This window comes from Phytobacter palmae (assembly GCF_039409775.1).
Taxonomy (GTDB): domain Bacteria; phylum Pseudomonadota; class Gammaproteobacteria; order Enterobacterales; family Enterobacteriaceae; genus Phytobacter; species Phytobacter palmae.
Map to the genome: position 1 here is coordinate 489819 of NZ_JBCIVJ010000001.1, position 12170 is coordinate 501988.

A 12170-nucleotide genomic window follows, 5' to 3' on the forward strand; every position below is an offset into this window, starting at 1 on the left:
ATTAACTGAGAGTGTTGGTCATTTGCGACGCTGGCTGCGCATTCAACTCGCTTTCAAAGCTCCGCAAACGTTTATAGATGGACATCAATTCCACCAGCGTGGTCCAGGAGGCTATCAAATACTGGAATGAACTGCGCACTTGTTCAAACACGTTTGTGATTTGGCGCATCAGACCAAAGGTAATGGCCCCGGCTGCGATGGTCGGGAAAAGGACAACCAGACCGAACACCACATCGACCTGCAGGTACAAAATGCGGGCGATGTTGAAATATGTATAGTGGAAATAAAGACGGAAATAGTTACGGCGGACGGCAGAAAATAGCTCTTTCACCGTATGAGGTTTGGCGCGGTTGACGTCATCTTCGCCATACACCAGCTCTTTACGATATGCAGCTTCCACACGCTGATTTTTGAACTCCAGTCCCGGCAGTTTAATCCCGACAAATGCCAGTAAAAAGGTCCCCGACAGAGCCCAGGCAATGGACGCAACCACCAGACCATACGGCAGATGCCCCACCAGCGGCAGTTCCTCTACGTGTGGAGACAGTGCCACCAGAACCGGCAAAAAAGCAATCAGCGTCATGACTGCATTGATAAAGCTAACACCCATATCTTCGAGCGTAGAAGCAAAACGCATGGTGTCTTCCTGAACACGCTGCGCCGCCCCTTCGATATGGCGCAACTGTTCCCAGTGCTCCATATAGAATTCGTTCATTGCCGTTCGCCAGCGAAAGACATAGTGGCTCACGAAGAAATTGTTCAGCACCGCGACGGTTACGGCAATCAGGGCGATCCATAAAAAGACGCCAATTTCACTATAAAGCTGACCAATACTGACTTTATTCGGCGCGCTCAGGGCCTTTTGAATAAGATCGTAAAATGGTGCGTACCAGGCATTGATCGCGACATTGATTTCCACCAGAAACCAGGTCACAAAAATGATTAGGGCCGTTCCGAGAATTGACCAGCGCTGCCAGCGATGCGGGGCATAGAAGAACCAGAAGAGCGCAAAGAGACCGACGCATAATGCGTAGTAGGCATAAAATAGCAGGAAGTTCAGGGACCAGAAGCGCGCCGCGCTGATGGGAACATCCTCAGAAGCGCCAACCAGTCGCATTATCCAGGCCTGCCCACCGGCCTGCCAGAAAACGACTACAATCAGTGCCCAAATAAAGGCCGAGAGAAAGAACAGCTTCGGCTTTGGGAAAAAAGACTTAAACATAATACTCTCCTGCTCACTTCTTATTTTTGTTCATCACTCATACGGCGCACAACGCATCTCCGCCACAGGAGCCTCCTGCGGTGGGGAGCGTTGTGAGAACTGTTGAATCAGACCTGAGCGTAACGCCTTAGTTCGTTTGCCACTCGTGAAGAATTGTTTCGACGGATTTCACAAAAACGGGGTTATCCGGCACCGTAAGTGTGCGCCAGACTTCATTATAATGGGCGATCAATGTTTCAGCCGGGGCCGCTGGTCGGTTGGCTGTCGTATGGGCATCTTCGGCCACGGTAATTGAATATCCCCGGCTGGCGCCATTTTTCAGTGTGGTATCAAGACAATAATCTGTCGCACAGCCGCATATGACAAATGCAGCTATATCATGCTCGCGTAAAACATCCGTAAGCCGGGTGCGGTAAAAGCTGTCACAGGCGGTTTTAGTGACATACAACGCGTTATCAGGCTGATAAAGGTCAGGTAGTAACCGGAACCCGTCGCTCCCCTCTTCCAGTCCACCGTTTTCGATGTGCTGGATGAAAATCACCGTATCAGCCGCATGCGTGAGCTGATTTATCTGCGCTACGCACACTTCGCGTCGAAAACGTGGTGTCGCAAAAACCCCGTTTTGCATATCCACGACCATCACCACTCGCTTGCCTGACATTGCTCGTCTCCAGAAATTCGCTACGGAAAGAAAAAGGGTATCACAACGACGCGGCCATTTTATGGTGCGGAAAAAAGTTCATGTTTACCCCTCGTTACGTTATTTCGCGAAATAATGCGCTTTTCGGTGCTTTGAAATATGCCGCCTGGTAGTATAAATACGCATTATCACTTTTTTCATTTACGGATGCTTTCGTTGAAACGTTGTTTGTCTTTCTCTGCAACGCTGTGCGCGTTAACACTGACTTGCGCTCATGCAGCACAACAGTCGCCCGATGCTGTTTTTGCGTCTGATATTGTTGATCGTTACGCCAACCATATTTTTTATGGCAGTGGCGCAACAGGGATGGCAATGGTGGCGATCGATGGTAACCAGCGGGTATTCAGAAGCTTTGGTGAAACGCGTCCCGGTTCGAATGTTCGCCCGCAACTGGACTCGGTCATCCGCATTGCCTCGCTTTCTAAGCTTATGACCAGCGAAATGCTGGTGAAGCTCCTCGATCAGGGGGTAGTGAAACTCAACGATCCGTTAAGCAAATATGCGCCACCGGGTGCGCGCGTACCAACTTATCAGGGGGCGCCGATTACGCTGGTTAACCTGGCAACTCACACCAGCTCTCTGCCACGTGAACAACCGGGCGGTGCGGCAAAGCGTACCGTATTTACCTGGCCGACCCGCGCAGAGCGCTGGAACTGGCTCTCCACGGCGACATTAAAATCGGCACCCGGTACCCAGGCGGCGTATTCCAACCTGGCGTTTGATCTGTTGGCCGATGCCCTGGCAAATGCGGCGGGTAAACCTTACCCTCAGCTTTTCGAAGAGCAGATTACCCGTCCGCTGGGGATGAAAGACACCACTTTTACGCCGTCACCTGACCAGTGTCGTCGTCTGATGGTGGCGGAAAAAGGAGCGAGCCCCTGTGATAACACCCTGGCTGCCATTGGCAGCGGCGGTGTCTATTCAACGCCGGGCGATATGATGCGCTGGATGCAGCAATTCCTCTCTTCTGATTTTTACAGTCGTAACAGTCAGGCGGATCGTATGCAGACGTTGATCTATCAGCGCAATCAGCTCACACGTGTTGTCGGGATGGATGTGCCGGGTAAAGCCGATGCGCTAGGCCTGGGATGGGTCTATATGGCGCCGAAAGATGGACATCCGGGTATTATTCAGAAAACGGGTGGCGGCGGTGGTTTTATTACTTATATGGCGATGATCCCGCAAAGTAATGTCGGAGTGTTCGTGGTTATCACGCGTTCACCATTAACGCGTTTCGTTAATATGAGCGATGGCGTGAACGATCTGGTAAGCGAATTGAGCAACAATAAACCGATAGTTGCCCCGTCTTCCTGATTTGTATGGGTCGTCGGTCAGTACTCGTAAGGCAAGCGGTTGATTTTCGACAGCTTGCCTTTACGCATTTCGATATAGTTTCCTTTACGTAGTGCGGACAGTACTTCAGCAATCACGGAGCGAGAAATCCCGGTGCGTCGCTGAATATACTGAATAACCCCAATACGAGCCCTAAGTTGTTCGTCCCAGTCAGACATAGTCAGAAGCGATGCCCGAATCTGATCGTAAGTACTACTACCAATAAGTTGACAATCGCGGGTTTCTGCAATGCGGTGCCACCATGTCAGCCATGCAAAAGCTTCACGCCACAGTTGGTGTTTTTCTATGAGAGTCATAGCTAAATCAGAAGGCAAATAATAACCCGAACATTCGTTTTGCGCCGTATATATATACCCGGATGGACGCTGGATAAGGCTTGTGCTTAGCCCCTTGATAAACGGAGCACTGGCGATACCCAGTAACATATCATTATATTCCCGGCTAATAGCTATTTCACCATGCAGAAGAACAAGGGTAACGTTATTCGGATCAATTTTATTAAAAGTCAAAATGGAATCATTGGCCAACTCAAAAGGAATACTATGAGATGAAAAGCATTCATCTAATAAATATAATTCCGCAAGCGGCTTGCTTAATGAAATCATTCAGGCCTCTTATAAAAATAAAATTCCCGCCAATCCGTGGCGGGAATTTGGATGCTGATAAAATAGTAGGGGAAATAAATACCCTGCTACATTTATTACCAGGTGTACTTCACGCCAACATTTGCGCCCCAATCCTGTTCGACGTCGCCGCCGCCCAGATAGTTCACATCAGTGTATGCACTGAAGTTTTTGGTGAAGCTGAACTGCGTTCCCAGACCAACACGTACCGCTGAACCCTCAACACCGTTGTCGATAGAATCGCCATTCACTTTTGCTGTGTTGTTAGAATCATCGTAAACGTATGCCAGGTTGAAGTACGGCGTCAGAGCCTGATCGCTACCATAGGTGAAGGTATAACCCGTATTAACACCCAGTTCATAACGCAGGCTATCGTAGTCCTGATCGCCCGTTTTCATGTTGTTGCTGAGGCGGAAGTTATCACCGGACTGGAACAGACCAGAGATACCGGCATACGGAGTAACATAACCTTTGTCGTTAACTTTCCAGTCATAGCCCAGTTTCAGACCGAAGCCCCATGCATCCGTTGAGGAGTCGCCGTCAACATACTGGCCGTTGGACATGCTGGCAGACAGATCGTTATCAAAACGGCTGTAGCTCAGGTTACCATCAAGGAAGATGTTGTTAGCAAAGCGGGCAGAAGAATAGATGTACGCAGACTGGCTATCCTGATCAACTTTACCAGAACGATCGCTTACATCACCTTTTGCAAAGCCAGCTGCCGCACCAACGATCCATTTCGCGTTGTTACCGTCAACGAAGGTATCAACACCCACCATGATGCCGCTGACGTCCTGATCGTAGTTGATCACGCCGTTGTCACCATTCAGGCTGCCACCGAAGTAGCTTACCCATGCGCCCCCGTTATCAGCCAGACCGTGACGGCCGTTGATCAGACGGGTAGACAGAGTATCCTGTTGCAGGTTCCAGATATTGGTGTTTGCAGAAGGAATGTTCAGCGCCATGTTCGCGTAGTCGGTCAGCTCCATCTGACGCATAACAACGGTATTCCCCTTCTGCTCGGCCTGATAGGTATAGGCACCGAGATCAGCTTTGTTTGCCGCGCTAAAAGTCGCAGTGGTATTTGCATCGTTGACGTAGACAAGTTCTTTACCTTTGTAGTCAGCGATACGGCCAGCGCCAGTAGAGTTATCGATACGGACTTTGTAGTTACCTTTGGCAGCTACAACGTCGTCATTCGCATCATAAACACTGAATTCCTGGTCGGCATTGTTGAGATTGCCGTTACCATTAACGGTCAGGTGACCATCAGAATTCATAGCGATAATACCGTAACCATACGTTGGGTCAGACTTGTGCTTCGTATTGGTATGGGCGTTGACCAGGTCAGCATCTAACACATAGTCACTGCTGTTGATGTTAAATACGCCGCCTTTATTCAGGTCCAGAGTATTCGTACCGAAGGTCCGGGTTTCATAAGCACCCGCGCCAATGCTGAATTCACCGCCATTAGACACGGTTACGGTATTTGCATACAGCCAGACAGTTTCGTTATTCAGATCGACGGTACTGTAGCTATCGACGGTCAAGTGGTCGGTTTTAACCTGACCGCCAGAGCTCAGGTTCATAGCGGAATTGTTAGTCAGCGTAATGCTGTCCGCTAAGAGGCCAGAACCATTTGCTACATCAACATGTGAGCCGTTATTCACAGTCAGGGTGTCAATGTTTGAATCATTGACAGTATTCCAGTGTGAACCGTTATTCAGATTGACGTTGAATAAGCCGCTTTGGAATGTTTTGTTATCAACAACATTACCCCATTTATCTTTGGTTGAACGGGGATCAATGCTGTTAACCGCAACATCATACATATCTGCAGTGCCAATTGCATCGTAGCTAAAGATTGCTGCGCCGGTCCATTTACTGCCGTTATCCAGGCTAATGTTCAGTTCATCAACATTCAGACCATCGTCAATCCAGCCACCGTTGGTATCCAGAACACCGTCGTTGCCAGAATCGTGACCATAAGGATAGAAATTCGCATTCCAGGTGCTATTGAAAACAACATCGCCTCTCAGCGTTGAGTTGCTGAGCGACACGTTGTTTTTCATTGCATAGTTAGATGCTGAATTATCAACAAAAGAAAGTGCAACGTCGTCGGCACCACCGCTGCCAGTGTAATCACTCGGTTCAGCAGTATTGCCATAAAAACCGTCGTTTTCCAGCGGAGTGTAAGAACCCGATGTTACAGTAGAGTCAGTAACAACAATGTTGTTATCCCAGGTATGGGATTCAGTGGTGTAATCTGCATTACTGGTGTTGCCTTGAGACAGCGCAATACCTGCAACACGAGAATTACTACTGATATTGATATTACTTTCTACATCCAGAGTTACCGCAACCCCCTGAGATGCGAAAGCGGCAGTACGGTAATCTTCATAAGCCGTTTTGCTATCACCATTCAGATAGCTATCGGTAAAATAGAAATATTCGTAATCATCATCAATGGTAGAGTTAGCAATATTCAGCGTGAATACATCGCCGTCATGCCATGTATGGTCAACGTCGGTACCATTATTCCAGGTATAGTTGTAGCCGTTAGCATCAGTATAAGCAATCGGACGCTTAGAGGTAATCATACCGTGGATGGTAGAGTTTTTAACATCCAGCGTATTACCTGTACCATCGGTGTAATCATGGTTCATGTAATAGGTGGAGAGAACACCGTTTACCACATCATTGTTGAACGTCTGATCGTAAGCGCCATCAGCCGCGTTATTATAGATATAACCATAATAAGAGATGTAGTTAAGTTTATCGGCGTTTGCCCAGTCGTCCCAGCTATATGCAGTATTTACATCGTCATGATACCCGAAGGTATTGTACGTCGTTGCCTGTGCCTGAGAAGCGATTGCCAACGTGCAGGCTAATGCTAATTGAGATACTACAAGTTTCTTTTTCCACGAGTGCATTTGTCATCCCTCCTCAGGGACATTATCGTTGGTCCATCAATTATTAATGCATCAAATGCAATAAAATTATTTGCGGGGAAATTATGCCGCAGAAAAAGAAAATGGTTCAATTAAAGTTCTCGTAAAGTCCGAATTCAGACATGTAATGGAACAACATAAAAAATCAGAATGCATAAAATTATAAATCACTTTAAAATCAATCTAATAAGATAAATCACGGGTATATTTTTATTATTGATCATATTGATATTTAAAATAACAGGCACAAACAGCAATTGAAGAAATAATAACATCACCAGGAATAATAAACCGCACAAATAAAAATAGAAGCCATGAATCTTTTAATGCTCGCTAATATAGCCACGCATTCCCCTCACTATCCCGCCGGGTTAACGCCGATTTTGGTGAAACATAATGGCCATTTTTCAGATAAACTATGCCCTCTGTTCCTAAGACATCAGGCAAATCATGACCGACTTAATCACCCGCCCGCGCCGCCTGCGCAAATCTGCCTCGCTCCGCGCTATGTTCGAAGAGACAACACTCAGCCTGAACGATCTGGTGTTGCCTATTTTTGTTGAAGAAGAGATCGACGATTACCAAGCCATCAATGCCATGCCCGGCGTGATGCGCATTCCGGAAAAACACCTCGCCCGCGAAATCGAGCGCATTGCTAAGGCTGATGTGCGTTCCGTGATGACATTTGGTATCTCTCATCATACAGATGCGACCGGTAGTGATGCCTGGCAGGAAAATGGTCTGGTGGCGCGCATGTCACGTATTGCCAAAGACGCTGTACCGGAAATGATCGTCATGTCGGATACCTGTTTCTGTGAGTACACCTCGCATGGTCATTGCGGCGTACTTTGCGATCACGGCGTCGATAACGACGCAACGCTGATTAATCTCGGGAAACAGGCGGTCGTTGCTGCCGCTGCCGGCGCCGACTTTATTGCCCCCTCCGCTGCAATGGACGGCCAGGTGCAGGCGATTCGCCAGGCACTGGATGCTGCGGGCTTTACCGACACCGCCATCATGTCCTATTCCACTAAATTCGCATCGTCATTCTACGGCCCATTCCGTGAAGCCGCGGGTACTGCGTTAAAAGGCGATCGTAAAACCTACCAGATGAGCCCAATGAATCGTCGTGAAGCGATCCGCGAATCGCTGATTGATGAATCCGAAGGGGCTGACTGCCTGATGGTCAAACCGGCTGGCGCTTACCTTGATATCCTGCGTGATATTCGTGAGCGTACGACTTTGCCGCTGGGTGCTTATCAGGTAAGCGGTGAGTACGCCATGATAAAATTCGCCGCGCAGGCTGGTGCTATTGACGAAGATAAAGTCGTACTGGAAAGCCTGGGTGCAATTAAACGCGCAGGTGCTGATTTGATTTTCAGCTACTTTGCTCTCGACCTCGCCGAACGTAAGATTTTGTAAGTCCTCAGGCCCGGCGCGGCTGCCGGGCCTGCCGTCCCTCGCTTCTTCGTATTACCATTTATTCATAAAGCTGAAATGCAACTGTCATCCGGCACTTCTACTGTCATCGCAAGACGGCAGGAGGAGCCACCATGTTTAGTCTCGATAATGTACTCGACGACCTCTGGCCACAGGCCAAGCCCGCGCCCTGGCAAAAGAATCTGCTCAGGCGTTTGTTATACGAACAAGAGTTCCAGCAGTTCGCTGCAAACCATCCCCATCTAAAAGGGCTGGATATGGTGGAGCAGGTTCTGGAGCATTTACAAATTCGCTGCACCATCCCCGCATACGATCTTGAACAAATCCCCGAACAAGGCCCCCTGGTGATTATCGCCAACCACCCGACAGGTACGCTTGACGGCCTGGCACTGATGTATGTCGTTTCCCGTGTGCGTCGCGATGTAAAAGTCGTGACCAACCGTATGCTGAGCCATCTGGAACCTCTCAGTTCACTGTTTATCCCGGTGGATAATATGGGTGGTGGACGCACCCGCAAAGCCTCGTTGCAGCTGATGGAAGCTCAGTTGCAGAACGGTGGCGTGCTGATTTTCTTCCCGGCAGGTGAAGTATCACGCCTTACCCGCAAAGGTATTCGCGATGGTAAATGGCATCCAGGTTTTATCAAACTGGCGGCCAAATTCCGCACCCCGCTACAGCCCGTGTGGATCAATGCCCGCAACAGCCCACTCTTTTATGGTTGCGCTTTGCTTTCCGATACGCTGCCAATGTTGCTTCTGATGCAGCAGATGTTCCGTCGCCGCGGTACCCAACTGCCCATCACTATCGGTCAGCGCATTCCGTGGGACAGCTGGCATTCAACCTCGCTTTCCCCCCGCGATCTGGCGGATAAATGCCGCAAACACGTGCGACGTTTAGGTAAAAAAGCGCCTGGCGTCTTTAAGACAGAGTGTGCGATCGCCCGCCCGGAGGACAGAGCCACGCTGCGTCGTGAACTTAGCCGGGCGGAGTGTCTGGGACGCACCGCTGATGGCAAAATCATTTATCTCTGGCAACGTCAGGGGCAAGAAGATGCGCCGTTGCTGCGTGAGTTGGGCCGCCTGCGCGAAATTGCTTTCCGTGCGGTCGGTGAAGGTAGCGGTAAGCGTCGTGACACGGACCGTTATGATGATGACTACCTGCATCTGATCTTATGGGATGAAACCGATCTGGAGATCGTCGGCGCATACCGCTTTATGCCAACGGCTCGTCAGGTGGAAGCACATGGCCCTGAGGGGCTGTACAGCTATAGCCTGTTTCATTACGACGAACGGATGTCAGAAGTGTTGCAACACGGTATTGAACTGGGGCGCAGCTTCATTCAGCCATGCTACTGGGGACGTCGTGGCCTCGACTATCTGTGGTCGGGTATTGGTGCGTATCTGGCTCGCTACCCCCAGTATCGCTACCTTTTCGGCCCGGTCTCTATCTCCGGCGGTTTACCACCCGCGGCCCGGGATTTACTGATTGCCTTCTATCGGTTGTGGTTTCCGGCAAGATGGCCGCTGGCAGAATCCCGCCGCCCGTGGCCTGCGACGCTACCGGATGTACTGGCGCAGTTTACGGGGGAAGATTACACCGAAGATTTGACGCGTCTCAAGTCATTGCTGGGCAACCTGGGCTGCGGTATTCCGCCGCTTTACAAGCAATACTCTGAGCTGTGCGAACCCGGCGGCGTGCAATTTATCGATTTTGGTTGCGACCCGGATTTTAATAATTGCGTAGATGGTTTGGTTTTAGTTGATTTAACACGGTTGAAAGCCAACCGATACGAGCGTTATATTAAAGCCCATCAGTAATATGGCCTCTGGCGAAAATATCCCGCCGGGGATATTTTCGCTTTTGCTTTTATTAGAAGGCAAAATCTCATTCTGGATGGATCCAGAAGTTTTTTGAACAGGTGTTCATGGATGAGCCAACTCACCTTTATTAATATCATTCTTGCAGCACTGCTGCTTTCCCCGCAGGTAAAACCACAGGCCAGTGTCTCTATTGAGAATACCCGTGTTATTTATTCCGCTAATGCAAAAGAAGCGACGATTCGCCTGACAAATTACAGCCAAAAACCCGTACTGGTACAAAGCTGGCTTGACGATGGCGATCCTGATACGTCGCCAGTCAGCACATCAACCCCTTTTATTTTGACACCACCTATTTGCCGAATCGATGGCGAACACGGACAGACATTACGTATTCAAATACTAAACCCAACCGCATTACCCATCGACCGTGAAGCCGTTTACTGGATAAATATAGTAGATATTCCGTTAAAACCACCCACGACTCGTAAAGAAGATCTTATGATAGTTGCACTTCGTTCGCGGATAAAACTTTTTTACCGGCCAAAAGACCTGAAAGGCAGCCCCGAACTTGCCGTCCGTCAGTTATACTGGCGCAATACGGGCGAAAGTATTATCGCCATCAATAATTCGCAGTGGCATATTTCTCTGACCTCAATCATTACCCCCCAGGGTATATTTCCGGCAAATATGATCCCTCCGTTAAGCAGCCGTACGTTTAATCACAAAATAGCATCAGGAACACCCTTCCAGTTTACCTGGCTCAATGATTACGGTGCGCTACAAAAAAATCATGCGGTAATAAAACACTGAACGCAGATTCAATATTGCGATACAAAATAGATAAGAAACATTATGAAACGAAAAATTATTCAGTCTGGTTTTTTATACCTCACGGGATTAGCGATAACAATGACCAGTCTTTCCATCAAAGCCGCATGCGTATTAATACCACGTTCAGGCAACGACATTCCCCCGGGTACGATTGTGTCAACCTCACTCTCGTCCGGGAACAATGCAATTCAAATGCCGCAAGATATTGCCCCAGGCACTGAGTTATTTCGCGTGACAGCCCGACAAACCAACTACGCCACCTACCAGACCAACTGCAATAACAACACCAGTAAAAAGAATTACTACACCCTGGGCCGTTTTACAAATGCAGCTCCGGCCGTCGCGTTAGCATCCACACCTTACGGCGTTGCTTACGAAACGGGGATTCCAGGTATCGGCCTTGCGATCCAGACAGGGGCAGGAACTCTCACCTTGGGTGAAAAAACGTATTACAGCAATACCTGCAATAATATTACCAGCAGCTGTGGCACAAATGGTCAGGATGCAAACATTACTTACATCCTGGTGAAAACCGGTAATATTACAAACGGCAGCATCAATCTTGCTACTCTACCAATGCTGGAATCCGTCACTGGTGGTAATAATTCACCAGGCAGCGATATTGTTATTTTTCGCTCTATATTGAGTGGAACAGTAAACTTTACTCAGGCTACCTGTGCGCTTGCCGAAAAAAGCAAAACAGTCAAATTGGGTGAGCATAAACATACGACATTTTTGGATTCTACGCCCTACACCCCCTGGGTTGACGCCTCAATTGATTTGATCAACTGTAACCATGGTGGTGCGCAATATTACAGCATTCAGCAGGTCGGCTACAGCAATACCAATACGCTTACCGATCTCGGCGCCACGAATATCGCCAACGCGCAATGGAGCCTTAAGCTTACTCCCCTGACCATTATTGATAGTAATAACGGTATCATGGCACTGGATCCTCAGCCGGACAGTGCCACAGGAGTGGGTATCCAGTTGTCCACAACCAATACCGCTACACCTGGTTTAGTGAAATTTAACCAACCCGTGAATGGGACGATGATCGCGGGAATGAACCAGACCATGCGCATTCCCCTATACGCCCGTTATATCAGAACCGGCACGATAGTGACCGGTGGCAAGGCTGACGGCAAAGTCACTTATACTGTCGAGTACAAGTAGCGATACATTCACGAACTATTTATATTGCAATTTTGTTACACCGGTTACATATCA

9 protein-coding genes are annotated in these 12170 nt (G+C 48.8%); 5 read left to right on the forward strand and 4 right to left on the reverse strand.

All coding sequences use genetic code 11. The features are described 5' to 3' along the window. Position 1 precedes the first annotated feature (1 nt). The gene (gene sbmA, locus AAIG39_RS02395) at positions 2-1222 is read right to left on the reverse strand and encodes a peptide antibiotic transporter SbmA (protein WP_090082719.1); all 1221 of its coding nucleotides are present in this window, start codon (positions 1220-1222) and stop codon (positions 2-4) included. Between the two features lie 127 nt (positions 1223-1349). Then, on the reverse strand, positions 1350-1883 hold the full coding sequence (locus tag AAIG39_RS02400; protein WP_343193107.1) for an isochorismatase family protein: 534 nt from the start codon (positions 1881-1883) through the stop codon (positions 1350-1352). A 195-nt stretch (positions 1884-2078) separates the two neighbouring features. On the opposite strand from AAIG39_RS02400, the gene ampH reads away from it, so the two are divergent. Beyond that, entirely contained in the window at positions 2079-3236 is a 1158-nt protein-coding gene (gene ampH, locus AAIG39_RS02405; RefSeq protein ID WP_090082725.1) for a D-alanyl-D-alanine-carboxypeptidase/endopeptidase AmpH, read from the forward strand. 17 nt (positions 3237-3253) lie between these two features. Here the strand turns inward: ampH and AAIG39_RS02410 are convergent, their stop codons facing one another. Together AAIG39_RS02410 and AAIG39_RS02415 are read right to left on the reverse strand one after the other, a co-directional pair. Further along, positions 3254-3880 carry a helix-turn-helix domain-containing protein gene (locus AAIG39_RS02410; RefSeq protein ID WP_343193108.1) on the reverse strand — a complete coding sequence of 209 codons (627 nt, stop codon included), beginning with the start codon at positions 3878-3880 and terminating at the stop codon, positions 3254-3256. 95 nt (positions 3881-3975) lie between these two features. Next, on the reverse strand, positions 3976-6831 hold the full coding sequence (locus tag AAIG39_RS02415) for an autotransporter outer membrane beta-barrel domain-containing protein (RefSeq protein WP_343193109.1): 2856 nt from the start codon (positions 6829-6831) through the stop codon (positions 3976-3978). Between the two features lie 468 nt (positions 6832-7299). Between AAIG39_RS02415 and hemB the strand changes: the two genes are divergently transcribed. From hemB to AAIG39_RS02435, 4 genes are all read left to right on the forward strand, one after another. Next, entirely contained in the window at positions 7300-8271 is a 972-nt protein-coding gene (gene hemB / locus AAIG39_RS02420; RefSeq protein WP_343193110.1) for a porphobilinogen synthase, read from the forward strand. 131 nt (positions 8272-8402) lie between these two features. Next, complete coding sequence (gene olsF, locus AAIG39_RS02425; RefSeq protein ID WP_343193111.1) at positions 8403-10106, forward strand: bifunctional ornithine lipid synthase OlsF; 1704 nt, start codon at positions 8403-8405, stop codon at positions 10104-10106. 111 nt (positions 10107-10217) lie between these two features. Continuing rightward, a complete protein-coding gene (locus tag AAIG39_RS02430; RefSeq protein WP_090082737.1) occupies positions 10218-10919 on the forward strand; it encodes a fimbrial biogenesis chaperone in 702 nt (233 codons plus the stop codon). A 42-nt stretch (positions 10920-10961) separates the two neighbouring features. Beyond that, positions 10962-12116, forward strand: coding sequence for a fimbrial protein (locus AAIG39_RS02435; RefSeq protein WP_139223021.1), 1155 nt, complete (start codon positions 10962-10964; stop codon positions 12114-12116). The last annotated feature ends 54 nt before the right edge of the window (positions 12117-12170 follow it).